A 24,465-nucleotide genomic window follows, 5' to 3' on the forward strand; every position below is an offset into this window, starting at 1 on the left:
ATCGCGGCCTCTAGGATTCCCGGAGCCCGCCCCCGTAGCTCAGTGGATAGAGCATTGGTTTCCTAAACCATGTGCGCAAGTTCGATTCTTGCCGGGGGCATCGGAAGTACCTGAGAATCGAAGCTCGCTGTCTTACGCGCACGTCTCTCGTGCACATGGTTCTCTGGGCCACTCCCACGTCCCGACCGACTCGCGCGAGCGCTTAGGACGCCAGATTCCTCTCGGGATACTGAGGCGCGCGGCAAGAGCTCACCGTTCTGGGTCCTGGATTATCCTCAGTGGGCAGATCTGTGGCACGGATCGCTGCCCGGGGACCCGGGTCGAAACCCTGCCCCGAGTCGGGCGCCGATCGAGCGCTCGGGCTAGGGCCCTAGTTTCGTGAGCGAAACTTGGCCCGGGCTCCCGGCGTCCCAAGTGAAGTTGGGAACCCTCCCCCCAGATCCAAGTTTCGGACGCAATACTTGGATCGTGGATCTCGAACGACTCACCGCCAGCCCCATCGGCACAGTCGTTCCGCTCCGACTTCCCGACCCCCTCACGCGCAAGACGGTCGACGGCCACGCGTTCCTTCCCGAACCGCTGCCGGTCGAGGTCCAGCTCTCGACAAGCACGTGGACCACCGTCAACCGCGCCACTGCGTCCCTCGCCCGGCTCGACGGCACTGCCCGCCTGATCCCGAACCCCGGACTCCTGCGCCGCCCCGCCCTGCGCCGCGAGGCCCAGAGCACCAGCGCCCTCGAGGGCACCTACGCACCCATCGCGGACGTCCTGGCCGCCGACCAGGCGCAGACCGACCTCCCCGCCGCATTGCGCGAAGTCCTGAACTTCGAGCAGATGGCCGAGCTCGCGTTCTCCTGGCCCGACGATCGACGGCTCACCATCTCGATGCTCGGGGATCTCCAGCAGACCCTGGTCACAGGGACTGCTAGCGAACTCGGCGACGCCGGACAGATCCGCAACCGCGTCGTCGTCATCGGGTCGCGCGGCCGGCCCCTCGCCGATGCCCGGTTCGTACCACCCCCGCCCGGAGATCAGCTGCGCAGCGGCGTCGAAGCGCTTCTCGACTGGATCGAAACACCACCGGAGCTCCCGACCGTCGTCCAGGCCGCGATGGCTCACTATCAATTCGAGACCCTGCACCCCTACTCCGACGGCAACGGCCGCCTCGGCAGGCTGCTCGTCATCGTCCAACTTCTGCGAGGCGCGATCATCCGGGAGCCTCTCCTCGTCGTCTCGCCTTGGTTCGAGGCACGCCGGACCGCCTACCAAGACGAACTGCTCGACCTCTCGTGCACCGGCGACTGGGACCGCTGGATCGCCTTCTTCGCCGAAGGCGTCGCCGCTTCCGCGGAGGAGTCCCGCAGCAAGGTCGAAGGCCTTCTCGGCCTCCAAACCGACCTTCGCGCCCGCGTCCACGCCGCCGGCAAACGCGGCGCCGCCGAGCGGCTCGCAGCCGACCTCGTCGGACGCCCCTACGTCTCACGGCCCGAGGTCGCGCGCCTATACGAGCTGTCGGGACAAGGCGCGGCCAACGCGATCCAGGCACTCCAAGCCGTCGGGATCCTCGAACCGTCGGGATTCCGAACGCCCGCCGGCGCCGAAGTCTTCCGAGCGCCCGACGTCTTGACCCTCCTCACGAGTTGACCGGACTCCCGTTATCTGGCGCCAGCTTCAGGATGCGGGGATGGTTCCGGCGGTGACGCGAGTTCCTGAAGTCTTCGCGTTCTCGACCTCAGCAGCAACGCCGCTGCTCGCGCGGTCGGGTTGCGACTGTCGGAACTCCAGCGCCTCCGGGTCCTCCACGTACTCGAGCAGGTCGCCCGCGAGGTCGAGCAGGTGTTCGCGCGCTTCTTGTGGTGTGGCGTAGAAGAACTCGCGGCGGAGGTTGACCATGTTGACGCGGCGGTCGGCCAGGCGCTGGTGCATCGCCGTTTCGATCCCGACCGCATCGTTGGCGAAGAACAACGCGTGCACATCGAAGCGGAACGGCACCGAGGCATCGCCGAGCTCGCGTACGCGATCCAAGGGCTCAAGGCGACGCGTCATGCCCACCTTGATCATTCGTTCCCCGAACGCCCCGACGTTCGAGATCACGTACACGTAGCCGGCGCGGATGTTCGCGGCGCGGTAGTCGACGTCGTTGATCGCCCGGTCCACGTCGTCGAGCTGCGCCCGGAGCTTCCCCGCGGCCTCGAGGTCGCCCTTGCTCTCCAGTGATGCCAGAGCGTTGGCGTAGTGCTGCCGTTCCTTGTCGAGTCGCTCGCGCTCGCGCTGCAGCTCCTGTTGGGCCTTGCGCTCCTCCCGCAGCCGAGCCTTTTCTTCGCGCTCGCGCTCCTTCTCTTCGGCGACCTTGGCGAGATAGTCGGCCGTCAGTTCGAGCTCGCGGATGCGCAAGCGGTGGTACCTGGGCGAGACCTCGATGCTCATCGTCCGGCCGAGCTTCGCGATCACCTCGCGGGACTTCGTCAGCCGCGACACGGCGCCGTCGAGCTTGTACGGCTTGAGACCGCGGACCAACGCGTCCGCCTCGGAGTTGTAGGCCCGCAACATCAGCTTGCAGTTCTCCCGCACCATCTTCCGACCCTGCGCCTCGGACCCGTTGACCGTCCAGCCCGTCGCCCCGGTCACCGCACCGCCGTCAGCTCGCGCCATGGCCTTCATCGCTCCGCGAACGTCATCGAGCTCCGCCTTGTACGCGACGGCGTCGTCGAGGGGGTGCCGGAACTCGTACACCCCGACCTCCTGCAGCAACTGCTCGTCGGTCGTCGCGACCACCGACCTGCGGAGCTCGTCCAGCTCCGCCCGTGCCTCCCCCACACTCCGCGCGAGATCGCGTAGCTGCGCTTCCCCTTCTGCCCGACCGGCCACGAGTTGCGCGTCGAGCTGCGCAAGGGCTTCGCGGCGCTCTCGGGTCGAGGTGTCGCGCAGGTCGATGATCTGTCGTTGGAGTTCTTCGCGCTGCTGCTCGAGGTCGTAGACCGTCAGGGCGCCCGTACGATCGAGGTGCGCGCGGAGCTCCGCCACCCCTCGGCTGAGCTCCCCGTTCCGGTCCTGCAGCTCCCGCACCCGCGCCCCGCGCTCCCAACAGCGGCACCTTCGAGGGCTGCTCTGCCGTGGCCTCGACGGGGACCTTCACCTCCGGCTCTGGTTCGGCGACCCCCGCGTCGTCGCCCACCAGGGGCACTCGGTCGTCCGCCGAAGGAGATCCACCGGCGCCGTACCTGACCTCGTCACGCACCCGCTTCCACACACTCATTCCGCGACGCTACGTCCCCACCACACCGATGACAAGCGGAATGGACTGCCGCTTCCAACAGATCGAAGGTTTGCTGAGACTGCTCGCCCGACGTGACCGTTGCGGCCACGATGCTCAGATGGCACGCCGCCGACCGTCGCTCGCCAACGAAGCCGCCGACGCCTTTCTCCGCCTCACGACCGGCGCGGGCTTCCTCGCCGGATTGTTCTGGGCGGCGAACCATCCAGTGACGCCGACGAACTGCACCGGCACCTCGAGCGACTCGCTCGGAAAATGCATGGGCGACACCCTCTGGACGACGTTCCAGCCCTACCTCGTCGGCATCGGCGGCGGCACACTCGCCGGAGCGCTCCTCGCCGTACTGGTCATCGTCGTGATCCGCCTCTCGGCCCACGCCTTCCAACGTGCCCCCGGGCCCGCGAACGGAGGGACAGCGTCAGGAGCAGATCGTCCCGTCGTCGCCTCGGCGTCGGTGGCCGGCCCGCGCGGCCGGTCGATGATCGCCCGGTACCCCGGCACCTGTTCCGGCTGCCGCTCGTCCATCCGACCGGGCGATCGGATCACGCACATCGGGCGGCAGAACAACCGCTGCGCGGCCTGCGGCTGAGACCGCCCCCAGCGGCCCCCGGAGAGGTCACGGCCGCGGACCCAAGGACGAGCGATCAGGGCCCGATTTCTTGTGCCCCAGCGGCACCTTGTGCTTCGTCTTGTGCAAGTTTCGTCGAAGCTGGCCTGCCCGAATCGCCTTTGAAACCTGCCTGTTTCGACCTAGACCGACCTGGCCCGACCCCCGCGATCGTGTTCCTAAACCATGTGCGCAAGTTCGATTCTTGCCGGGGGCACTGCGGGCGCCGCGCCCGGGCAGCGCGGACACCGGCGGTGCTTCGCGTGTCGCGCCGAACGATGGTGCCTCGAGTGCATCCATTCGGGCCTTCACGGCGTTGGTCCCGTCACATGCTCAGGGCTGACCCGTCCCCACCGGGAGAGTTGCGTCATCTTGCCCACGCACTCGTCCAGCGCCTGGACGTCCTCACGGACCGTTGGCTCGCCGGAACGGCCCCGACGCCTCAGCAGATCGACGCAGCGGTCGACGACGTCGCCGTGCTGCGCGATCTGATTGCAACTCCCCAGCGACAGATCGACGTTCCAGAGACGCACGAGACCGCGCCCTCGGCCCGGGAGCGCAGGGCCTGATGGCAGCGTCCGGGAGCACGATCCCCGTCGCAACAGAGGACGAGGCGAGAAGCACCGCCGTCACCGACGCGCTGAGCCGCCTCGCCATCGAACTGGATCGCACCACGCGCCACCTCGATCAGTACGTCTCCCGTCTCCACGGCGAACACCTCGCGCCGCAGGACGGCGGAAGCGTCGCCTCAACGACCGGTCGGCTCCCCGGACGCCCGCTTCGCTGATCGCGCGGTCGGCGGCGCTCGCGGGCGGTCACGCCGTAGCGATCGGCGTCGGATCGCCGGTGGTGCGGGTGGCGAACGCCAGCGTCGCGAGTGCGATCAGGAGCCATCCGCCGAGGATCAGCGCTGGTCCCAGCGCGCCGGTGGCGTCGAACAGCCCGGTGGCGCGGAGCAGGCTGCCGGCGGCGCCCGGAGGCAGGATCTGGCCGAGCGTGGCCCAGCCGTCCGGCAGCCAGTAGGGGCCCGAGGCCAGCCCGGACAGCGGGTTGCCGACCAGCATCGCGATCGCCGCGCCGATCCCGAAGCCGACGTAGCCGAAGGCGGTCATCAGCGCCAGCTGGGTCATCGCCAGCGCGCCGATCCCGAGGCTCAACCCGAGGCCGTTCAGCAGGATGCTGCCGTCGATCGTCTCGAACACGAGTTGCAGGAAGAGCGCGACGCCGAAGCCGGCGATCAGGGAGTACGTCGCGACGCCCACGATCTCGAGGCGGTTGCGGCGCGCTCCGGTGAGCAGGTTGAAGAAGAGCGCGACCGGGAGCAGGCCGCCGAACACCAGGGGCAGGCCGGCGCCGGCCAGCCCGGTCCCGCGCGGGTCGCCCTGGGGGAACGGGACGACCTCGACGGGCCTTGCGATCGTCCCGGCGGCCTGGGCGCCTGCCGAGCCGGCGGAGGTCAGCGCGGCGGTGACCTGTGGTGCTGCGGCCATGGCCGTGTAGATCCGCCACTGCCGGCCGGTCGACTCGATCCCGCCGACCACCTCACGGTCCTTGATCACCGCCTGCAGCGCGCGGGCGTCTTCGTATGGGCGGACGTCCCACCCACGAGGATCCAGCCTGGCGCCGGCCTGTTGGGCGGCGACGCCGACCGTGCCGATGGGTGCGGCGTTGGGGCCACTGCCGTGGTTCGGCAGGACGAACGCGAGGAGCATCACCACGATCACCGCAGCGAGCGCAGCGGACAGGCCCAGCACCTTCTTTGCGTCGTCACCGGCGCGAGGTGCGGAGGGGCGTTCGTCGGGAACCATGGTGCCTTCCAGGTAAATGAGAATGAGCCTTCAACTTCCTGTCGGCACGCTACCAAATAAGTTGAGAGGCAGTTCTCAAGTTGAGGACTGCCTCGTTTTTGCGCTACGGTCCTGTGGTGTCCCCGTCGATCGACGCCGTCCCCGAGCCGCCGTTGCGCCGTGACGCCCGGCGCAACGTCCAGCGCATCCGCGCCGCGGCGCTGGAGGTCTTCCGCGAGCAGGGCCTCGGCGCCTCGCACGAGGTCATCGCCAGACGCGCCGACGTGAGCGTCGGCACCGTGTACCGCCGGTTCCCCGACCGCGAAGAGCTCATCGACGCGCTGCTGGACGACGAGTTGCTCGTCGTCGTCGACATCGCCCAGCAGGCGCTGGACACCCCGGACGCGTGGGACGGCCTGGTCGCGCTGCTCGAACGCTCTCTGGAGCTGGCGAGCGCCAACGTCGCGCTGCAACAGCTGCTGACCGGCAGCCAGCACGGCTCGCACAGGGTCGAACGCATCCGGGCGCGGCTCGAACCGCTCGCGGCGGCGGTGATGCAGCGCGCGCGCGACAGCGGCGCGATCCGCGCCGACGCGGACACCCAGGACCTACCGCTGCTGCAGCTGATGCTCAGCTCGCTGCTGGACGCCAGCCGTGACCTTGCCCCGCAGCTGTGGCGTCGCTATCTGGCGATCTTCCTGGACGGCCTGCGGCCGGGCGAGCCTCGCACCCAGCTTCCACCGCCGATCGACCTCAGCATCGTCCACGACGTGGTGGTCCGCTCCCACACCGTCGGACGCTGAGATCGGACGCGGAGCGGGCGGTCGAGACGCTGGTGTTAGGAGGGCAGCTGGGTCTCGACTGGCGAGCCCTCGGCGGCCATCGTCCAGAGAGCCTCGGCGAGCGTGTCCGGCTCGACCACGGGATACGGGATCGGCGCGGCGTCGTCGCCGCCGGCGAGCGCCGTGTGCGCGGCGCTGCCTTCGATCAGGGCCGAGATCAGCAGCGATCCCACGTGGATGCCGTGCGCGGAGAGTTCGGCGGCGAGGCCGTGGGCGTAGTTCCGGGTGGCGGCCATGGCGGGGCCCGCGCCGCTGCGGTCGGCCTTGGGCTGCGCCGCGGTGGTGCCGAAGCCGAACAGGATCGCTCCGCTGCGTCGCTCGGTCATCTCCGGAAGCACGGCCTGGACGATGTCGACCGGGGCCAGCGTCAGCAGCTCCACGTTTGCTCGCAGCTCGGCCGAGGTGAGCGATCGCGCCGGGGTGAAGCCGACCTCCGACCCGACGGGGCCGTAATAGACGGTGTCGATGCGTCCCATCTCCTTCCGGATGCGTTCCACCACGTCCGACGCCCCGCCGCGAGAGGAGAGATCTGCAGGAAAGGCGCGTGCGGTGATGCCGTCCGCCGAGAGCTCGTCGGCCAACGCGGCGAGGGGCGCGGGGCGCCGTGCGACGAGTGCGACCTCGAAGCCTTCGCGACCGAACCGCCTGGCGACCGCGGAACCCAGACCGGGACCGGCACCGAACACCGCAATAACCTGAGACATGCCTCAAGTTATAGCGAACCAGGGCGGAGGTACTCTCGACACGTGGTCCGTGCCGACGCCCGACGCAACGCAGAACGGCTGAGGGCGGCGGCGCAGGAGGTGTTCGCCGAGCAGGGCCTCGGCGCCTCGCTCGAAGCGATCGCCGCCCGGGCAGGCGTGAGCATCGGAACCCTCTACAACCGCTTCGGCTCCCGGGAGGGGCTCATCGATGGCGCGATGACGGGCCTCTTGCGAGAGCAGGTCGATTCGATCGCGGCACGCGCCGAAGCCTGCGTCGACCCGTGGGACCGGCTCGAGAGCCACCTGCACGGCCTGGTGGAGATGCAGATCCTGACGCCGGCGCTGGCCCAGTCCATCGCCCAGGCACCGCCCGGCAGCGCGCTCGCCCAGGAGTGCACCACCGCGATGAACGGTGTCGGCGCGGCGCTCGCCGACGCGATCGACGCCGGCTCCGCCCGTCCGGACGCGCACATCGACGACGTCGCGGCGCTGCTGGTGGCCAACGTGGCCGTGCTCTCCACCCTCGGCGCCGAATCGGCCCGCCGCCTCAGCACCATCGTGCTCGCCGGCCTGCGCCGCTGAGACGTCCCCACGACGCAAGTCCCTCAGAACGCAGCACGCACGTCGACCCCCGACGACCGATCCAGGCGGGGTGGCCTCAAGGACGCAGGATCGGCGGGTGGGTTCCCCCGGAGACCTCGAACTCCCCCGGCCGCACCTCGTCCCCGCAGGCCTCGCACACCACGACGGGATGCAGCTCTGCGCCACAACGGTGACGGAACACGGCCGTTGGCTGATGGTGCTCTCCCGTGTGGCGCTCGCCCCAGACCTTGAGCGCGAGGAGCACCGGGACGAGGTCGTACCCGGCGTCGGTCAGGACGTACTCGTCGCGGGGCGGGCGCTCGGAGTACCGGCGGCGGGCGATGACGCCGGCGGACTCCAGCTTGCGCAGACGGGAGGTCAGCAGCGACCGCGGAGCCCCGGTCAGCGTGGCCAGCTCGGAGAACCGGCGATACCCGTAGAGGATCTCCCGCAGCAACGGCAACGAGTGGCTGTCGCCGAGCACGCCGACCGCGTCGGTGAGCGAACACGTCCTGGGACTCGGTAGCACTTCTGGACCCATGCCTGTACGGTACACCGCAGTCAGTCCGGAAGTTGGACCTACAACCGCGATCGAGCAGACCATGACCGTCTCCGAGACCCTGACCACCCGCAACGCGTCGTTCGCCACCGAGGCCTTCCAGCCCGCGTTGCGGATGATGCCGTCGCTGCGCACGATCGTGATCGGGTTCTGCGCTCCCGTCGCGGCGTTCGCCGGTTAGGGCGTCGTGCGCCTCCACCACCTGCCCGGGAGTCGATCGACCCGGGTGCTCTGGACCCTCGAGGAGCTCGGCATCGACTACGACCTCCACGTCATGACCGGGGCCGAGCGCACCGGCCCCGAGCATCGCGCGCTGCACCCGCTCGGCCGCGTCCCGGTCCTCGAGCTCGACGACGGCCGGCACGTCTTCGAGTCCGCCGCCATCTGCCTGCACCTCGCCGACCTCCATCCGGACGCCGGCCTGGCCCCGCCCGTCGGCACGAGCGACCGCGCTGCGCTCTACCAATGGCTGTTCTTCGCGATGGCCGAGCTCGAGCCGGCCGTCTTCGGATGGATGCGGGCCACACGGGGCGGGACGCTCCAGGAGGTCGAGGCTGCCGCTCAGCACTTCGCCACCGTCGCCGCGGTCCTCCGCGACGTCGTGAGCGAGCGGCGGTGGATGCTCGGCGACACCTTCACGGTCGCCGACGTGCTCTGCAGCGGCCCGCTCGGCACCGCCTACCGCCGCGGACTAGCCGACGAGGATGGCCCGCTCCGCGAGTACGTCGAGCGCGCGGCGGCGCGCCCGGCGAACGTCCGCGCCGAGAGCGTCCGACACCCCGGCGCGGCATCGGCCAGAACGACCATGCCCCGCGGATCGAGGACGAGATGACACGCACCCCAGGACCGCTCGAGGCGCCGCTCCCTGACACCCCCGTCCCGTCGGGGCGGGTCCGCGCGGCCGGCGTCGACACGTTCTTCTACGACACCGGGACCGGCGAGGTCCCGACGATCTGCGTGCACGGGAACCCGGACTCGGCCGACGCCTGGCTGCCGATCCTCCACCGGGCGGGCGAGATCGGTCGCGTCATCGCTCCGGACCTCCCCGGGTTCGGGCGCTCGGAACGACCCGACCCCGCGGCGTTCGATGCGACGCTGGTCGCGTACGTCGCATGGTTCGACGCATTCGTCGACGCCCTGGACGTGCCCCGCTTCAACCTCGTCGTCCACGACTGGGGCAGCCTCGCCCTCGCCGCCGCAGCGCGGCGGCCACAGCAGCTCGAGCGACTCGTCGCGATCGACATCGTCCCGCTCTCGGCGGACTACCGCTGGCACTGGTTGGCGACCTACCTCTGGCGACCCCGCGTGGTGGGCGAGGTCGGCATGACCGTCTTCAACCGCTTCACCATCAAGCTCCTGACTCGCCTGCAGCGCCCGGGCCTCCGCCCGCTCGACGCCGACCTCCTGGACCGCGTGAAGCGCGACCTCGACCCAGGGATGAAGCGCGCGATCCTCAGCCTCTACCGCTCAGCCGATCCCGAGCTCCTGGGGCGCTACGGCGCAAACCTGCCCGACGTCGTCGCGCCGGCGCTCGTCCTCTGGGGCACCGACGACCCCTACGTCGGCCCCCACGAAGCGGACGTCCTGACGGCGGCCCTCGGCGGCCCCACCGAGACCGCGCTCGTGAAGGGTGGACACTGGCCGATGCTCGACACCGACGACGTGTTCGACCGCACGATCGCCTTCCTCGGGGACGGAACCGGCGCCTGAACCGGCCCGAGCGCACGGTTCTGAGGTCGACCGCCGTCCGGGAGCCGACCGCTCGTCGGACGCTCGTGAGCGATCGCGGGCCCTGGGCCGCCGGTCCACGGTGACGGGAGCCCGGCACAGGACCGTCCCGCGGAAGTCGGTCCCTCAGACGCGCTTGCGTCCTGCCGCGAGCGCCTCCGCCGCCTTCGCTACCCGCCGGGCGCGAGTCTCGGCCGCCTTCGCCTGTTCGATCGTGGTGACGAAGCCCTTCTGCTGGCTCGCCGTCAACCCGTCGAAGAACGCCCGAGCACCGGGCAGCGCCTCGAGGGCGGACGCGAGGTCGTCGGGGACCTCGACGGTGCGGGGAGCGGTGTCCAGCGCGAGAGTCACGTCGACCTCATCGCCGGCCCCGACCCCGGCCAGCTCGCGGTTCTCGGCGCTCAGCGAGACGAGTGAGCGACCACCACGGGTCGCGATCATTCCGCGGTAGCTGTGACTGCCGACGGTGATGGCGACCAGTGGCTGGCGCCCGCCGCCGAGCTCCTCGACGACCTGCGGCGGGACCAGCACGCCGGTCGTGGCCCCGCCGCCGGACACGATCGTGCTGCGGAAGCGGACGGCGGGGTCGGGCGTGGGGGGAGTGGAGACCATGTGCTTGTCCTTCGATCGGAGCCCGCCATTCGGGACGCGCGGCGGGTGGTCGAGCTGAGACCGCCGCGTCGTTCCGAACTCATCGGGGGGGGGCATTCGTCGGCTCGTCGCCGCAGCCCCGTCGCCAGCCCTTCGAGCAGCGACGAACCGGCGCGAGGCGAGACACCGGCTGGCTCGTCGCGCTTGCTGCCTCCGCTTCCGTCAGGACGAATCGTACCTGTCGAGGCGGGCGGTGCAGAGGTGGTTGCTCGACATCGGCCCGGTCGGGCGATCGCTGGGCACGCGGGATGGCACGAGGTGACGCTCGAGCGCATCGTCCGCCTGGGTCGTCGGTCGGCTGCGGAACACGGGATCCTCGAGGCGCTCGCGCGCCGTCGCCGACCGGAACGCCGTGCCGGGGAGCGTCAGCCCGCCTGCAGGAAGGCGGATACCGCGCGGGCGACACCGGCGGGGTCGTCCAGTTGCGGGCAGTGTCCCGCGCCGTGGAGCACTTGGAGCTCGGCGTCGGGCAGCGCGGCGAGGTAGCGATCCATCTGTGTCCGGTCGGCGATCGTGTCCCGGTCGCCCCACAGGAGCAGGACCGGGGTGTCGATCTCGTCGGCCCTGACGATGCGGTCCAGGCTGCCGTCCGGTGCGCGGGCGGCATCGAACAGGGCCGGCACGTCGGCCCACGTGAAGGCCTCGGCGATGCGGGTTGCGAACTGCGCATCGAGGCGGCCCGCGTCGACGACGAGGTCCTGGAGCGCGACGCGTCGGATCGCCGGCACCGAGAGCGCTGCGGCTGCGAGAGGACGGCTGAGGCGCGCGAGGCGGTGGCGGGGGCGAAACCGTCGTTCGAGCGCACGGCCCTGAGCGGCGTCGTGCATGCCCATCGGCCCGATCGCCACCACGCGTCTCGCCCGGCCACGACGGGCGAGCTCGAGGGCGGCCCAGCCGCCGATCGAGTTGCCCACGACGTCGATCGGCTCGTGGACGCCGTGGTCGTCCAGGTGGCGCTCCAGGGCGTCGACGAGGACGTCGAATCGCTCACGGCCTGGTCCGGGGTCCACGACGAAGGGAAGCTCGGGGCCTCCGATGTGTCCGGGCAGCGTCGGGGCGATGACGTCGCGGCGTCCGCCGAGGGCGGCCACGAACGGCTTCCACATCTCCCAGGACGTCCATCCGGCATGCACGAGCAGCAGCGGCTCACCCGCTCCGCCCCGGAAGGACGGCTGGGGAGCGGCGGTCCGGCGGCTCCGGCGGGGCGACGGGCCGCCGGGGCTCGACGGGTCCCGCACGCCGGCGGCGGAGTGGTCGCTCATCGAGTGGCCCTTCGGGAAGCGGCGAGGAACAGGTCGGCGACGTCGTCGGCGACCGCCCCCGGCGTGCCGGGGGATCGTCCGTCGGCGGCGGCGATCAGGAGTTCCGCGAGACCCCCGGTGAGGGTGTGGGCCGAGAGGGTGAGCGCGGGATCCGGCGGCTGGTCCGGCGTCGCTCGGAGCGCCTGCATCATCCGCGCGGCGAGGGTCGCTGCGTCCGCGAGCGCGTCGCCGCGCAATCGCCGCAGGCGCGGGGTCGCGAACGACTCGACGAGGCAGACCTGAGTGATCCGTGCGTCCTGGAGGAAGTAGGACGAGACCGCGGCCAACGCTGCCCGGAGGCGGTCCTCCGGCGGTGTCGCGGTGTCGCCGGCGGCCATGGTGACGACGCGACGGACGTCGGAGAGGACGCGCTCGAGGATGGCGGCGAAGAGTGCCTCGCGATCGGCGTGCTCCTCGTAGAACTGGCGGCGGCTGAGCCCCACGCGCTCGCACACACCGGCGACCGTCGCCCCGTCCCAGCCGCGGGAGGCGAACTCGTTCAGACCCCCGTCGAGGAGCCGTTCGCGTCGATCGGCGGTGCGCTCCTCCGTGGTGCGCCCGCCGTAGACGCGACCCGGCGTGGTGCGGTCTCCCATGCACCCACGGTAGCAATCAGGAACGCGAACGTCTCAGATTGCCCGGACGCGGCTCGACGCTCTCGCCGCCCGGGGCTGGGCGACGCCCGAGCTGCGACCGTCGCCGTCGCCGCCCGGGTGCCCCTCGGTGCCGGTCAGTGCGCCACGGGGCACCCCGCCGCGGCTGCGGGGGCGGCAGCGGCCCGAGGCACCTCGGTGGCGACGGACGCGACCGCGTCCCCGTGCCGCGGGACAGGTCGCCGCCGGACGACCGCGAGTCCGCCGTCGGAGGGGGCGTAGGCGAGGCCGCGGAAGCTCTGCCGCTCGGCCCGCCGGTTCGTCGGCTCGAGGTCGAAGTGCCGGAGCATCGTACGGAGGACGATCTCGAGCTCGAAGAGGGCGAACGACGCCCCGAGGCACCGGCGACGCCCCCCGCCGAAGGGGACCCAGGTGTAGGTCCCCGGCTTCGCGTCGACGTAGCGGCCGGGATCGAAGCCTTCTGCGTGCGCGTGGAAGCGGGTGTCGTCGTGGATCGTCGCCAGCGCGGGGAAGAGCATCGTTCGCGCCGGGATCCGCCACTCGCCGAGCTGCACCGGCACGACGGCGCGCCGACCGGTCCCACCGATGATCGTGCGGTGGCGCAGGAGCTCGAGGATCGTCGCGGCCCGGTAGGTGGAGTCGCCCGTCTCCGCCTCCTCCTCGAGCCGGCGGAGGACCAACGGGTGACGACGCAGCCGCTCGACGGCGTAGGCGAGGGACGACGCGGTCGTCTCGTGACCGGCGACCAGGAGCGTCAACAGCTCGTTGGCCACGGCGGTCCGGTCGACCTCGCCGCCGCCGTCCTGCCCCGCCTGGAGCATCATGGCGAGCACGTCGGTCCGCTGGGACAGCTCCGGGTCGGCGAGGCAGCCGTCGATCAGTCGGCCCACGAGCTCCTCGTACCGCGAGCGCAGGCGCTTCAGCCTCCCGCCCGGGCTCCGCCGCCCGAGGTCGCGACGCAGCGCCGGGGCGACGACCATGCGCTGCCCCAGCGCCGTGGCCTCGGGCAGCAGGTCCTCGAGTTCGTCGAGCTCGTCGCCTGCGGCACCGAACACGGCCCGCAGGATCACGCGCAGGGTGATCGCGTTGAAGGACGGCAGGGTCGGGAACTCCTCCCCGTCCGGCCACGCCGCCATCGCCCGCAGCGCCTCCTCCTCGACGAGCTCCTCGTAGACGCGCATCCGGTCGCCGTGGAACGCCGGGAGCAGCAGCCGGCGTTCGCGCAGGTGATCTTCCTCGTCGAGCGCGAAGATCGACCCACGCCCGAGGACGTCCCCCAAGGGGTTCTCTCCCGCGTGCAGGACGGCGGCGTCTGCGGTGAACACCGCCTTGACGAGATCGGGGTGGCAGACGACGACGGCTCGCCCGATCCCCGGCAGCGGGATCGAGAACGCGTCCCCGTACCGCCGCTGCAACGTCGTGAAGAACGGCCGCCGGGCGAACGCGAACAGTGCCGCGCTGACGAGCGTGGGCAGGCGGGGCCCGGCCGGGAGGCGCGGGGGCACCGACGGTTCGAGCGGGGTGACGGACAGCTTGGACACGGGATCTCCACGGCGGTAATCGTGAGTACCCAAGCTAGGGTACTGCCGGTTACCGTACGACGCAAGGCAGGTCGACGTGCCTCCGCGAGTAGCGTTCGGGAGGTGACCGCACCCAGCAGCGATCCACGGCGACGGATCCTCGACGGCCTCGCCGCGTCGCTGCGGGAGCGGGGGCTCGCGCACACCCAGATCGACGACATCGTGCGCCACGCCCGGATGTCGAAGCGCACGTTCTACGCCACCTTTCCCGACAAGGAGTCGGCGTTCGTCGAGCTGATCCGGGAAGGCAGCATCGAGACCTTCGACGCCGTCGCCCGCCTGGTGGGCGGTGACCTGCCGTGGGAGGAGCAGGTCGAGCTCGGCGTGACCGCCTACCTCCGCGCCCTGGACGACAACCCGCTGCTCGTCGCGGCCATCTCTCGTGACCTGCCCGGTCTCGGCCCCCGCGGCATCGCCCTGCACCGGGAGGCCCTCGACCGCTTCGCGGGGCTCTTCACCGAGATGTCCCGGTCGTTCGCCGGCAGCGGCGCGGCGGTACGGCCGATCCCACAGCTGTCCGCGGTCCTGCTGGTCGCCGGCGTGGCCGAGCTCGTCGCCCGTGCGGCCCTCGACCACGGGCCGATGGAGGACCTCGCGCCGGTCATCGTCGACGCCATCGTGGCCTTCGCGCAACCGCGACGGGAGCCCGCGTCCGGGGCGTGAAGTCTGCCCCGCCGCTGCTTCGGCACCCGCGGGGGCCTGGTCGTCGCCCTCGCCGAGGAGGTCCTCGCAGAGCTTCGCGGCTGCCCGCCCCGACGCGACGTACCGCGACTGGACCGCACAGCACCCGTGGGGCCACGCGATGTGGACGCACTGCCCCGAGGTCCGTCCCGAGTTCGCCACCATCGTCTCGAACGCCCGGCGGCACCTCGCAGCCCTCGTCGCTGGCATTGCGAGCTGGCGAACGTCCCCCGCCCCCGTGTACGTCGGCCGGCGCCGCCGGCTGACCACCGGCTCGGGGCATCCGCCGCCCCGACGGCCGGCGGGCTTGCGATCGCGAGAGCCGCCCCGGGTCAGTCGGCCGCAGCGACCCGCGCGTGCGTCTCGACGATGATCTCCGCCAACCGCGGGCCGGCGTCCTCCTGGCAGAAGTGCGCGGTGCTCCCGAGGGTCTCGTGGGGCTGGCCGGCCGCCCCGGCGACCTGCGCGATCAGCACGCGGTCGGCGCCACGGGTGATCGGGTCCGAGTCGCCGAACGCACAGACGAACGGACCGGGGAACGACCGCAGCCCCTCCCACGCGGCGCGGTTGTCGACCGCACCGGGATCGTCGGGCCGGTCGGGGACCAGCGCGGGGAACCGGCGGGCGCCGGCCTTGTAGGACTCGTCCGGGAACGGTGCGTCGTAGGCCGCGAGCTCCTCCGCCGACAGCTCGCGGGCCGTGGCGCCCTGGAGGATGTTCGCCACCGGGAACACGTCGACGGACTGCGAGTACGAGCGCCAGGCCTCGAACGCCTTGCCCAGCGGCCGCTCCCCGGTCGGCAGGAACGTGTTCGAGGCCACGACCGCGGAGAACCTCTCGGGCTGCTGCCCCACGAGCCGCAGGCCGATCAGCCCACCCCAGTCCTGGCCGAACAGGACGACGTCGCGCAGCTCGAGCTTGAGGAAGAGCAGGTCCTCGATCCAGCCGGCGTGGCGGACGTAGGTGTAGTCCTCGAGTGCGGTCGGCTTGTCCGAACGGCCGAAGCCGATGAGGTCGGGAGCGATCACGCGCATCCCGGCCGCGACGAGCGGGCCGATCATGTGCCGGTAGAGGTAGGACCAGCTGGGCTCACCGTGCAGCAGCACGACGACCGGCCCGTCCGCCGGCCCCTCGTCGACGTAGGCCATCCGCAGCGTGCCCGACCCGTCGACGTCGACCTCTGCGTAGTGCGGAGCGTACGTCCAGCCGCTGAGGCCGTCGAACCGCTCGTCGGGCGTGCGCAGGGCGTCCATGCCCGGACCCTAGCCCCGGGGGTGGGCGGCGCGGGCGTCGTGAACGGAAAGCCGGACGCAGCCTCTACGGCCACTCGCACTTCGCGGCCGTCGCCGCCGCCTCGATGCCCGTGTCGCGCTCGTCGTAGATCGGGACGGCGTAGGTCGTCGTCCCGCCGCCGCGGGAGGAGATGGCGATCCGCACCGTCCGTGGCTCGCCGCTGCGGAGCCTCGCCAGGGCCGCATGGTCCCGCGACGCTGGTCCCGGCGCCTCGTTCGCTACGTTCGGCCCGTGCCGTCGTCTCGATCCCTCGAGGACCTCTTCGCCGATCGTCCCGACCTGACGGGTACGGCGGTCGCCGAGATCGCGTTCCCCGGCGAGCTGCGGGAACGACTGATCGCCGCGTACCTCGACGGCACGAAGACCGCCGGATCGTCCCTGCTGCTCGAGTACGAGATCGCCGACGAGCCCCTCCCCGTCCCGGGCGACCGATCGATCATGGTCGACTCGCAGCGACGGCCCGTGGCACTCCTGACCGTCTCTGCGGTCGACGTGGTCCCGATGGACGAGGTCGACCTCCGGATCGCGGTCGGCGAGGGCGAGGGCTTCGCGTCCGTCGACCAGTGGCGCGCGGCGCACATGGAGTTCTGGACCAGCGACGACTTCCGGGACGAGATCGGCGACCCGGCGTTCACGCCGGCCGACGACGCACCCGTCGTCGTCGAATGGGTCGAGCTCGGCGAGACGTTCTGACAGGGCCCGGCGATCCGCAACGATTCACGTCCGCCCGGGTTCATGGTCCGACCGTCCCCCTTGCCCAGGAACACCATGCGCCCGCCACTCCTGTCCGCAGCCACCGCACTGGTCCTCCTCGCCGGCACGGCGACGGCCGCAGCGGACACCACCCCGACCCGCGCCGAGTTCGAGTCACGCGTGACGCGCCTCCTGACCGACCGTCACGGGGCCGACTTCACCGACGCAGCGGTGCGGTACGTCGCATGCCCCGCGGCCCAGCTCAGTCACGACCGCAACTACGGCAGCCAGCAGGACTGCCGCTACGAGTTCGGCAGCCGGAGCCGGCGCACGGCCGGCGGCATCAGCTTCTTCGACGACTTCGGAGGCGGCGGCGAGTTCCGACCGAGCCCGGCCACGCGAGCGACGTTCGACACCGCACCCCGCGCCTGCACCGGCAGCAGACTCCGCGCGGGCTTCGCGGACCCCGGATGGACGCTCCGTTCGCTCCGTGCGACCGCCGACGACCCCTACTCCTGCCGCACCTCAGGACAGCTCCTCGACCACCTCGCCGCCACGACGCGCAGCTCGAGCCGTCTGCCCAGGCACCGCACCATCCGGCTGAGCGACGCCGGCCCCGGATACCCGACCCTGGACGACTGGGACTGCTCTCGAACCGGCGCCCGTTCCCAGACCGTCACCTGCCGCAACGGCCTCGGTCACCGGATCACCGCGCGACTCGAACCGACCGACTGACGGACGGTCGCCTGCGGCCGACGCCGGCTCAGCAGCCGATCCGGCGTCCCGCCGTCCGCAGGAAGACGGTGTCGTTCCGACTGTTCGCGGTCGTCGCGCGACGGTGCGAGCCTGTGCCGTATGACCGAGTCGACCACCACGCTCTGGCGGCCCGTCGGGCAGAAGGAACTCGACCTGATCGAGGCGTCCGCGTGGAAGCGGTTCCCGCCGCGACTGCTGGGACAGCCGATCTTCTACCCCGTCCTCAACGAGGAGTACGCGACGAAGATCGCCCGCGACTGGAACACGAAGGATCCTGCGTCGGAGCACGTCGGCCACGTCTTGCGGTTCGAGGTCGACAGCACGTACCTGAGGAGGTTCGAGCCCCGGCGAGTCGGGGGTCGCGGGATCGACGAGCTCTGGGTGCCGGCCGAAGACCTCGACGAGTTCAACGACCACATCCGCGGAACGATCGAGATCGTCTCGACCCACCGACCCGCGGTCTGACCCCGCCGCCATCGCCCCGCGCGCCGGCGCCGGAGGTCACCTCGTCACGCCCCGGCACCCCCGTCGACGGGCACGATCGCCCCGGTGACGAACGACGCGCGGTCGCTGAGCAGCCACGCCGCGACCTCCGCGACCTCGTGGGGCTCCGCCATCCGGCCGAGGGGGATCGAGGCCGTCACCTGCGCGACCACTCCGGGGGTCGCGGCCTCCCACTCGTCGATCATCTCCGTGGCCGTCCCCCCGGGGGTGATGCCGTTGACGCGGATGCCCTCCGGGGCCCAGGTCACCGCCGCGGACTCCGTGATGCTGTCGAGTGCGCGCTTCATCGCCCCGTACGCGGGCAGGACGGGGTTCGCGCGGCGGCTCCCGATGCTCGAGGTGTTCACGATCGCGCCGCCACCGCCGGCGCGCATCAACGCGGCCTCGGCGGTCATCGCGGTCCAGTGGCCGCGGAAGTTCACCGCGAACTGCCGGTCGAGGTCCTCGCCGCTCGTCGCGTCCAACGGACCGGGCGCCTGGATCGCCGCCCCGTTGTTGAACGCCCCGTCCAGTCGGCCGTGCAGGTCCTCGACCCGCGACACCGCCGCGCGGACGCTCGCCTCGTCGGCGAGGTCCAGGGGCACGGCGTCGGCGACGCCGCCGGCGGCACGGATCCCGGCGACGACCCGGTCCAGCGCGTCGGTGCCCCGGGCCCCCAGGACGACGGCGGCGCCCTCCCGGGCGAACAGGCGGGCCGCGGCCGCACCGATGCCGCGGCTGGCGCCGCTGATCAGGATCACCTTCTCGTGGAGCAGGCCGATGGGCGGGGCGTGAGTGGTCATGGGTCGGAGTGTCGAGCGGCGCGGCAGCCGGATCCAGGCACGGGCAGTACCAGGATGCGGCGGCCCCGAGGGCGCATACTCGGTGCATGGACAAGCACGAGCTCGGCGCGTTCCTGCGCAGCCGTCGCGAGCGGCTGCGCCCCGAGGACGTCGGCCTCGCCTCCGGATCGCGGCGCCGGACGCCGGGGCTGCGCCGCGAGGAGGTGGCGGTCCTCGCGCACATCTCCATCGAGTACTACGTGCGCCTCGAGCAGGGCCGTGCGCCGCGCCCGTCGGGCGACGTGCTCGCCGGGATCGTCGGCGCCCTGCGGCTGACGGACGCGGAGTCCGCCCACCTCCACGTCCTCGCCGGCACCGCGCCGAGCCGCACCGGGGTGCACCGCCGGGACGTCCGCCCGAGCATCCTCGCGCTCCTGGAGCGGCTCCCCGGGACGGCCGGGTTCGTGATGTCCGCCGCGTTCGAGGTGCTCGCCTGGAACGAGCTCGCCGCCGCGCTCATGGAGGACTTCGGGCACCTCGATCCCGAGGACCGCAACCTCGCGCGACGGGCGTTCCTCCGGTCCGTGGACCCCGCGGACGGTGGCCTCTACGGCGTCTCGGACGCGGCCGAGTTCCGCAGCACCGTCGTGACGGAGCTTCGTGCCACCCGGGCCCGCTACCCCACCGATCCGGACGTCGTCGGTCTGGTCGCCGAGCTGCTCGACGGCAGCCCCGAGTTTCGGCGCCTGTGGGAGCGCCAGGACGTGCGGGTCGCGCCCATGCTGACGAAGACCTTCCACCACCCGGTCGTCGGCGACGTCACCGTGGACTGCGACGCCACCACGCTCGTCGATCGCGACCAGCACCTCGTGCTCTACTCCGCCCCGCAGGGCTCGCCGGCGGCCGAGGCGCTCGCGTTCCTCGGCGTGCTCGGCGTGGACGGTGTCCGGGCCGGCCGACCGCGGTAGTCGGCGGGTGGCCCGGCGCCGCCCGCCCCCGTGTCGGTGGCGGCTACGACGTGCCGGCCAGACCTGCGGAGCCGGTGTCGCTCACGACGGGATCTGCGCGCCGTCCGGGAAGTCGGTGCTCCGCGAGAGGTCCTCCCTGTCGCGTCCGCACCGACGCGCTCGCACCCCGCGATGATGGGGCGCACCACCGAGACCCCCACGAGGACGGCATGACCACCACACCGACCAGCGGGCGCACCCTGCGCTCGACCATCACCTCCGACGGCGCGCTGCAGCTCCGGATCGTCGACGAGCCCGTCGCCGCCCCGACGGGCTCGCAGGTGCTCGTGTCGATCGAGGCCACGCCGATCAACCCCTCGGACCTCGGCGTCCTGCTGGGGCCGGCGGACCCCGGGACGCTCTCGCCCGTCGCGGGCGGTCTGGACGGCGTCGTGCCCGAACGGGCCATCCCCGCGCTGCGCGACCGGCTCGACCGGGCGCTGCCGGTCGGCAACGAGGGCGCCGGGACGGTCATCGCGGCGGGCCCGGACGCCGAGGGGCTCCTCGGACGGCGGGTCGCGACCCTGGGCGGGGCGATGTGGTCGGACCTCCGGCTCACCGACGCCGCCTCCGTCGTCCCGCTCCCCGACGGGGTGGAGGCCGCGGACGGGGCGGCGATCTTCGTCAACCCCCTGACGGCGCTGGCCATGGTCGCGACGATGCGCGAGGAGGGACACACGGCGCTCGTGCACACGGCCGCCGCGTCGAACCTCGGACGGATGCTCGTGCGGATCTGCCGCGACGACGGCGTCGGTCTCGTCAACGTGGTCCGCAGCGCCGAGCAGGTCGAGGCGCTCGTCGAGCTCGGCGCCGAGCACGTCGTCGACTCGTCCCTGCCGGACTTCGCCGACCGCCTCACCGACGCGGTCGCGGCGACGGGGGCGACCGTGGCCTTCGACGCCGTCGGCGGGGGCACGCTGGCCGGCGAGATCCTCGCGGCGATGGAGCGGACCGCCGAGCGGGACGGGCCCTGGACGCCGTACGGGTCGCAGACCCACAAGCAGGTCCACGTCTACGGCAGCCTGGACCGGGCGCCGACGACGATCGACCGGACCTTCGGCATGCGCTGGAGCGTCGGCGGCTTCCTGCTGACCGACGCGCTCACCCGCCTGCCGCCCCAGGTCGTGGCCGCGATGCGGGGCCGGGTGCTCGACGAGCTGCACACGACCTTCGCGTCGACCTACGCCCGGACGATCGGCCTCGCCGACGTGCTGGACCCGGAGCACCTGGCGGTCTTCGGGCGGCGCAGCACCGGGACCAAGTACCTCATCGACCCGACGCTGGACCGCCCCTGACGTTCGCCGCGACGGCCTCCGCGATCGGGACGGCACCGCCGTTCAGCTCGAGGATCTGCCTCCGGATCCCGGGCTCGTGGAGGAGCTCGGCGAGCGTCACCGCGACGTCGGCCCGGGCGATCTCGCCGTGGAGCTCCGCCGGCCCCAGGGAGACGGTGCCCGTCGGGGCGGCGTCGACGAGCATCGACGGGCGCAGGATGAGCCAGTCCAGGGCGCTGCGGCTGAGCGCGACGTCCGCGTCCTTCTTGACGGTGAAGTAGGACTCGAGCTCCTCGTCGAGGTCGCGCTCGCGCCACGACTCGGGGAGGACGGAGACCGACGCGAGACGTCGCACCCCCGCCGACCCCGCCGCGTCGGTGACCGTCGCGAGGGCGCGGCGGTCGATCGCCTCGGTCGTCGCCGTGCTCCCGCCGTTGGATCCCGCGCTGAAGACCAGCACGTCGGAGCCGCGGATCGCGTCGGCGATCGCCGACGCGGACATCGTGGCGAGATCGCCCACCCGAGCGGCGATCCCGCGCGACCGCAGCGCGCTCCGCTGGTCCTCGCGTCGCACGAGGCCCGCGACGTCGTCTCCCCGCCGCAGCAGCTCGGTGGCCAGCAGTCCACCGACGCCGCCCGTGATGCCGAAGACGAAGACCTTCATCGTGCGCCTCCGGCGGCGGCGGAGCGGGTCGTGCCCGGGTCGGGCGTCTCGCGTGCGGTCATGGACCCAGCGTCCCGCTCCGGGGGCCCCACCGGAATGGCCAGGACGCCGGATCGCATGTGCGGGCGTCCTACGATGCGGACGTGGACGTGTTCAGCGACGTGATGCGTGGGGTGCGCGCCGACGACTCGACCTTCGGACGCTCCACGCTGCGCGCACCGTGGGCGCTCCGGTTCGACGACGGCCCGCCGCTGACGCTCGTGAGCGTCCTGCACGGCTCGGGCTGGATCGTCCCGGACGGTCGTCCCCCCGAGCACCTCGGCGCCCGGGACACCGTCGTCGTATGCGGGCCCGCCGGCTTCGCGTTCGTCGACGAGATCGGCACCACGGCGCCGACCGTCCCCTGCGGCGAGCGCCGCTCGACGCTCGGTCGCCCCGGGTCCGTGCACCGGCGCGGGTGGTGCGACGCCGCCCCGGACGCGCCCGGCAGCACGACCGTCGTCGTGGGCGCGTACCCGGTGGGCGGCGAGATCAGCTACCGCCTGCTCGACGCGCTGCCGACCGTGATCCGCGTCCCGGCCGTCGAGACCGGCGATCCCGTCCTCGACCACCTGGCCGCGGAGATCGCCGTGGACGCCCCCGGCCAGCAGGCCGTGCTCGACCGCCTGCTGGACTGGCTCCTGGTCTGCACGCTGCGCGAGTGGTTCGACCGCCCCGGCAACGACCCGCCGGCCTGGTGGGCCGCGCAGCGCGACCCGGTGGTCGGCGCCGCGCTGCGCCTCCTGCACGCGGACCCGGCCGCGACGTGGACCGTCGCCGGGCTCGCGGCGCGGACCGGGGTGTCGCGGTCGACACTCGCCCGTCGGTTCGCCGAGCTCCTCGGCGAGGGGCCCCTGACCTACCTCGCCCGCTGGCGCATGACCCTGGCCGCCGACCTGCTGAGCGCACCGGAGCCGACGATGCTGGAGGAGGTGGCGCAGGTCGTCGGCTACGCCGACGCGTTCGCGTTCAGCACCGCGTTCAAGCGCATCCGCGGTGTCAGCCCCAGCGAGTTCCGGCGACGGGCGACCGCCCTCGACCGGAGCGCCTGACGCGCCGCCTGCCGCGGCGCCCCGCCGTCAGATCTGCGACTGGCCGCCGTCCGCGAACAGCTCGACGCCGTTGACGAAGCTCCCGTCGGGGGAGACCAGGAACAGCGCGGCGCCCGCGATCTCCGACGGATCCGCGACGCGCCCGAGCGGCACACCCCGGGCGAGATCGTCGAGCAGCCCCTGCTTCTGGTCGTTCGGGACGAGACCGGTCAGCCCCGGCGTCAGCGTCGGTCCCGGGGAGAGCGCGTTCACGCGGATGGCGCGGTCCTTGAGGTCGTTCGCCCAGCCGCGGGCGAAGCTGCGGACCGCGGCCTTCGACGCCGCGTAGATGCTGAACGCCTCGCCCCCGAGGATCGAGGCGTTCGAGCTCATGAGGACGATCGCCGCCCCGTCGACGAGCAGGGGCAGCGCTCCCTGGACCGTGAGGAGCGTGCCCTTGACGTTCGTGTCGAAGGTGTCCTGGTACTGCTGCTCGGTGATCGCGCCGAGCGGTGCGAAGGAGCCCCCGCCGGCGTTCGAGACGAGGACGTCGACGTGGCCGGCCGCGTCGCGCACCGCCGCGAAGAGCGCGTCGACGTCGGCGGCGACGGACGCGTCGGCACGGATGCCGGTCGCGTTCTCGCCCAGCTCAGCGAGGGCGGCGTCGAGCGCCTCCTGCCTCCGTCCCGTGATGAACAGCCGAGCGCCTTCGTCGGCGTAGCGGCGGGCGATCGCCAGGCCGATGCCGCTCGTCGCGCCGGTGACGACGGCGACCTTGCCCTCGAGGATCTTGGTCATGGGAACTCCGCGATCGATGGTTGTGGAATGTTCGGTCCCGAACACCCGATGAGGAGCATAGCGGAACGAACGGTCCGGAACTCGCCTACACTCGTTCGATGGCCCGCCCGCGGACGTTCGACGAAGACCTCGTGATCGGCCGCGCCCGGGAGGTCTTCCACGACCACGGGTTCGCCCCGACGTCGGTCGAGGACCTGACGGCGGCGACCGGCCTGAGCCGCAGCAGCCTCTACGGCGCCTTCGGCGACAAGCACCGGCTGTTCCTGCGGTCCTTCGCGCAGTACTGCGAGGAGGAGGTCGCGGTGCTCGAGCGCGAGCTCACGGGCGACGACGAGGGTGCGCGGAGCCGCCTCGAGGACCACGTCCACCGCAAGACCGCCGACGCCCGGCAGTCACTGCGCGGGTGCCTCCTGGCGAAGGTCGGAGCCGAGCTGGGGACCGACGATCCGGACGTCGCGCCCGTCGCGACGGCCTTCTACGCGACGTACGAACGGCTGCTCGAGGACTGCGTGCGGGGAGCACAGGCCGCCGGCGACCTGCGGAGCGACATGACCGCCGGCGACGTCGCAGCGGTGCTCCTCGCGACGCTGCGCGGCATCGAGGCGCTCGGCCGGATCGGTCGCCCGCCCGCCGCACTCCGGGCGGTCGCCGCCGCCACGCTGACCGCGCTGTCAGAGCCCCGGGGCCCCGGCTCGACCTGAGGCCGTCGGCGCCCCGGACGGCGCCCCGCCCCGG

The 24,465-nt window shown here is 72.2% G+C and carries 28 protein-coding genes and 1 tRNA gene; 16 read left to right on the top strand and 13 right to left on the bottom strand.

Annotation, left to right across the window (positions count from 1 at the left end):
• Positions 1 to 28 precede the first annotated feature (28 nt).
• Together Q7T67_RS00865 and Q7T67_RS00870 are read left to right on the top strand one after the other, a co-directional pair.
• A tRNA-Arg gene (locus tag Q7T67_RS00865) sits at positions 29 to 100 on the top strand.
• A 368-nt stretch (positions 101 to 468) separates the two neighbouring features.
• On the top strand, positions 469 to 1,644 hold the full coding sequence (locus Q7T67_RS00870; protein WP_304785434.1) for a Fic family protein: 1,176 nt from the start codon (positions 469 to 471) through the stop codon (positions 1,642 to 1,644).
• 27 nt (positions 1,645 to 1,671) lie between these two features.
• Here the strand turns inward: Q7T67_RS00870 and Q7T67_RS00875 are convergent, their stop codons facing one another.
• Positions 1,672 to 3,066 (bottom strand): DUF4041 domain-containing protein, encoded by a 1,395-nt coding sequence (locus Q7T67_RS00875; RefSeq protein ID WP_304785435.1) that lies wholly within the window; start codon positions 3,064 to 3,066, stop codon positions 1,672 to 1,674.
• 230 nt (positions 3,067 to 3,296) lie between these two features.
• On the opposite strand from Q7T67_RS00875, the gene Q7T67_RS00880 reads away from it, so the two are divergent.
• Complete coding sequence (locus Q7T67_RS00880; protein WP_304785436.1) at positions 3,297 to 3,863, top strand: hypothetical protein; 567 nt, start codon at positions 3,297 to 3,299, stop codon at positions 3,861 to 3,863.
• A 326-nt stretch (positions 3,864 to 4,189) separates the two neighbouring features.
• On the opposite strand, the gene Q7T67_RS00885 is transcribed toward Q7T67_RS00880, so the two are convergent.
• Positions 4,190 to 4,414 (bottom strand): hypothetical protein, encoded by a 225-nt coding sequence (locus Q7T67_RS00885; RefSeq protein WP_304785437.1) that lies wholly within the window; start codon positions 4,412 to 4,414, stop codon positions 4,190 to 4,192.
• A 282-nt stretch (positions 4,415 to 4,696) separates the two neighbouring features.
• The gene (locus tag Q7T67_RS00890) at positions 4,697 to 5,689 is read right to left on the bottom strand and encodes a hypothetical protein (RefSeq protein ID WP_304785438.1); all 993 of its coding nucleotides are present in this window, start codon (positions 5,687 to 5,689) and stop codon (positions 4,697 to 4,699) included.
• 116 nt (positions 5,690 to 5,805) lie between these two features.
• Here Q7T67_RS00890 and Q7T67_RS00895 point away from each other — a divergent pair, with 116 nt between their 5' ends.
• Positions 5,806 to 6,471 carry a TetR/AcrR family transcriptional regulator gene (locus Q7T67_RS00895; RefSeq protein ID WP_304785439.1) on the top strand — a complete coding sequence of 222 codons (666 nt, stop codon included), beginning with the start codon at positions 5,806 to 5,808 and terminating at the stop codon, positions 6,469 to 6,471.
• Positions 6,472 to 6,506: 35 nt separating this feature from the next.
• On the opposite strand, the gene Q7T67_RS00900 is transcribed toward Q7T67_RS00895, so the two are convergent.
• The gene (locus Q7T67_RS00900; protein ID WP_304785440.1) at positions 6,507 to 7,196 is read right to left on the bottom strand and encodes an SDR family oxidoreductase; all 690 of its coding nucleotides are present in this window, start codon (positions 7,194 to 7,196) and stop codon (positions 6,507 to 6,509) included.
• Between the two features lie 60 nt (positions 7,197 to 7,256).
• Between Q7T67_RS00900 and Q7T67_RS00905 the strand changes: the two genes are divergently transcribed.
• The gene (locus Q7T67_RS00905) at positions 7,257 to 7,796 is read left to right on the top strand and encodes a TetR/AcrR family transcriptional regulator (protein WP_304785441.1); all 540 of its coding nucleotides are present in this window, start codon (positions 7,257 to 7,259) and stop codon (positions 7,794 to 7,796) included.
• Between the two features lie 76 nt (positions 7,797 to 7,872).
• Here the strand turns inward: Q7T67_RS00905 and Q7T67_RS00910 are convergent, their stop codons facing one another.
• A complete protein-coding gene (locus Q7T67_RS00910; protein ID WP_304785442.1) occupies positions 7,873 to 8,280 on the bottom strand; it encodes a helix-turn-helix domain-containing protein in 408 nt (135 codons plus the stop codon).
• Between the two features lie 118 nt (positions 8,281 to 8,398).
• Between Q7T67_RS00910 and Q7T67_RS00915 the strand changes: the two genes are divergently transcribed.
• From Q7T67_RS00915 to Q7T67_RS00925, 3 genes are read left to right on the top strand one after another with little or no spacing between them, the layout of a single operon-like run.
• Positions 8,399 to 8,536, top strand: coding sequence for a hypothetical protein (locus Q7T67_RS00915; protein WP_304785443.1), 138 nt, complete (start codon positions 8,399 to 8,401; stop codon positions 8,534 to 8,536).
• Positions 8,537 to 8,542: 6 nt separating this feature from the next.
• Positions 8,543 to 9,187 (top strand): glutathione S-transferase family protein, encoded by a 645-nt coding sequence (locus Q7T67_RS00920; protein ID WP_304785444.1) that lies wholly within the window; start codon positions 8,543 to 8,545, stop codon positions 9,185 to 9,187.
• Positions 9,184 to 10,065, top strand: coding sequence for an alpha/beta fold hydrolase (locus Q7T67_RS00925; RefSeq protein WP_304785445.1), 882 nt, complete (start codon positions 9,184 to 9,186; stop codon positions 10,063 to 10,065). The genes Q7T67_RS00920 and Q7T67_RS00925 overlap by 4 nt, the downstream gene beginning before the upstream one ends.
• A 144-nt stretch (positions 10,066 to 10,209) precedes the next feature.
• Here the strand turns inward: Q7T67_RS00925 and Q7T67_RS00930 are convergent, their stop codons facing one another.
• From Q7T67_RS00930 to Q7T67_RS00945, 4 genes are all read right to left on the bottom strand, one after another.
• On the bottom strand, positions 10,210 to 10,695 hold the full coding sequence (locus Q7T67_RS00930; RefSeq protein ID WP_304785446.1) for a YdeI/OmpD-associated family protein: 486 nt from the start codon (positions 10,693 to 10,695) through the stop codon (positions 10,210 to 10,212).
• A 404-nt stretch (positions 10,696 to 11,099) separates the two neighbouring features.
• Positions 11,100 to 11,996 carry an alpha/beta fold hydrolase gene (locus tag Q7T67_RS00935; RefSeq protein ID WP_304785447.1) on the bottom strand — a complete coding sequence of 299 codons (897 nt, stop codon included), beginning with the start codon at positions 11,994 to 11,996 and terminating at the stop codon, positions 11,100 to 11,102.
• The gene (locus tag Q7T67_RS00940) at positions 11,993 to 12,631 is read right to left on the bottom strand and encodes a TetR/AcrR family transcriptional regulator (protein ID WP_304785448.1); all 639 of its coding nucleotides are present in this window, start codon (positions 12,629 to 12,631) and stop codon (positions 11,993 to 11,995) included. Before Q7T67_RS00940 ends, Q7T67_RS00935 begins: the two co-directional genes overlap by 4 nt.
• Positions 12,632 to 12,765: 134 nt before the next feature.
• Complete coding sequence (locus tag Q7T67_RS00945) at positions 12,766 to 14,190, bottom strand: cytochrome P450 (RefSeq protein ID WP_304785449.1); 1,425 nt, start codon at positions 14,188 to 14,190, stop codon at positions 12,766 to 12,768.
• A 102-nt stretch (positions 14,191 to 14,292) separates the two neighbouring features.
• Here Q7T67_RS00945 and Q7T67_RS00950 point away from each other — a divergent pair, with 102 nt between their 5' ends.
• Positions 14,293 to 14,892: a TetR/AcrR family transcriptional regulator gene (locus Q7T67_RS00950; protein ID WP_304785450.1), complete on the top strand. Its 600-nt coding sequence runs from the start codon at positions 14,293 to 14,295 to the stop codon at positions 14,890 to 14,892.
• Between the two features lie 350 nt (positions 14,893 to 15,242).
• Here the strand turns inward: Q7T67_RS00950 and Q7T67_RS00955 are convergent, their stop codons facing one another.
• On the bottom strand, positions 15,243 to 16,163 hold the full coding sequence (locus tag Q7T67_RS00955) for a haloalkane dehalogenase (RefSeq protein WP_304785451.1): 921 nt from the start codon (positions 16,161 to 16,163) through the stop codon (positions 15,243 to 15,245).
• Between the two features lie 271 nt (positions 16,164 to 16,434).
• Here Q7T67_RS00955 and Q7T67_RS00960 point away from each other — a divergent pair, with 271 nt between their 5' ends.
• From Q7T67_RS00960 to Q7T67_RS00970, 3 genes are all read left to right on the top strand, one after another.
• Positions 16,435 to 16,896 (top strand): ASCH domain-containing protein, encoded by a 462-nt coding sequence (locus Q7T67_RS00960; RefSeq protein ID WP_304785452.1) that lies wholly within the window; start codon positions 16,435 to 16,437, stop codon positions 16,894 to 16,896.
• 75 nt (positions 16,897 to 16,971) lie between these two features.
• Positions 16,972 to 17,631, top strand: coding sequence for a hypothetical protein (locus tag Q7T67_RS00965; RefSeq protein WP_304785453.1), 660 nt, complete (start codon positions 16,972 to 16,974; stop codon positions 17,629 to 17,631).
• Between the two features lie 120 nt (positions 17,632 to 17,751).
• On the top strand, positions 17,752 to 18,117 hold the full coding sequence (locus Q7T67_RS00970; RefSeq protein ID WP_304785454.1) for a hypothetical protein: 366 nt from the start codon (positions 17,752 to 17,754) through the stop codon (positions 18,115 to 18,117).
• 44 nt (positions 18,118 to 18,161) lie between these two features.
• On the opposite strand, the gene Q7T67_RS00975 is transcribed toward Q7T67_RS00970, so the two are convergent.
• On the bottom strand, positions 18,162 to 18,938 hold the full coding sequence (locus Q7T67_RS00975; protein ID WP_304785455.1) for an SDR family NAD(P)-dependent oxidoreductase: 777 nt from the start codon (positions 18,936 to 18,938) through the stop codon (positions 18,162 to 18,164).
• Between the two features lie 86 nt (positions 18,939 to 19,024).
• Here Q7T67_RS00975 and Q7T67_RS00980 point away from each other — a divergent pair, with 86 nt between their 5' ends.
• Together Q7T67_RS00980 and Q7T67_RS00985 are read left to right on the top strand one after the other, a co-directional pair.
• A complete protein-coding gene (locus tag Q7T67_RS00980; protein ID WP_304785456.1) occupies positions 19,025 to 19,885 on the top strand; it encodes a helix-turn-helix transcriptional regulator in 861 nt (286 codons plus the stop codon).
• Positions 19,886 to 20,094: 209 nt separating this feature from the next.
• Complete coding sequence (locus tag Q7T67_RS00985) at positions 20,095 to 21,219, top strand: zinc-binding dehydrogenase (RefSeq protein WP_304785457.1); 1,125 nt, start codon at positions 20,095 to 20,097, stop codon at positions 21,217 to 21,219.
• On the opposite strand, the gene Q7T67_RS00990 is transcribed toward Q7T67_RS00985, so the two are convergent.
• A complete protein-coding gene (locus Q7T67_RS00990; RefSeq protein ID WP_304785458.1) occupies positions 21,191 to 21,862 on the bottom strand; it encodes an NAD(P)H-binding protein in 672 nt (223 codons plus the stop codon). The two genes, Q7T67_RS00985 and Q7T67_RS00990, sit on opposite strands and share 29 nt — an antisense overlap.
• A 143-nt stretch (positions 21,863 to 22,005) precedes the next feature.
• Here Q7T67_RS00990 and Q7T67_RS00995 point away from each other — a divergent pair, with 143 nt between their 5' ends.
• Positions 22,006 to 22,953: an AraC family transcriptional regulator gene (locus Q7T67_RS00995; protein WP_304785459.1), complete on the top strand. Its 948-nt coding sequence runs from the start codon at positions 22,006 to 22,008 to the stop codon at positions 22,951 to 22,953.
• Between the two features lie 27 nt (positions 22,954 to 22,980).
• Here the strand turns inward: Q7T67_RS00995 and Q7T67_RS01000 are convergent, their stop codons facing one another.
• The gene (locus Q7T67_RS01000) at positions 22,981 to 23,730 is read right to left on the bottom strand and encodes an SDR family NAD(P)-dependent oxidoreductase (RefSeq protein WP_304785460.1); all 750 of its coding nucleotides are present in this window, start codon (positions 23,728 to 23,730) and stop codon (positions 22,981 to 22,983) included.
• A 98-nt stretch (positions 23,731 to 23,828) separates the two neighbouring features.
• Between Q7T67_RS01000 and Q7T67_RS01005 the strand changes: the two genes are divergently transcribed.
• A complete protein-coding gene (locus Q7T67_RS01005; protein WP_304785461.1) occupies positions 23,829 to 24,431 on the top strand; it encodes a TetR/AcrR family transcriptional regulator in 603 nt (200 codons plus the stop codon).
• Positions 24,432 to 24,465: the final 34 nt, after the last annotated feature.

This window comes from Patulibacter sp., from assembly GCF_030655195.1.
Taxonomy (GTDB): domain Bacteria; phylum Actinomycetota; class Thermoleophilia; order Solirubrobacterales; family Solirubrobacteraceae; genus Patulibacter.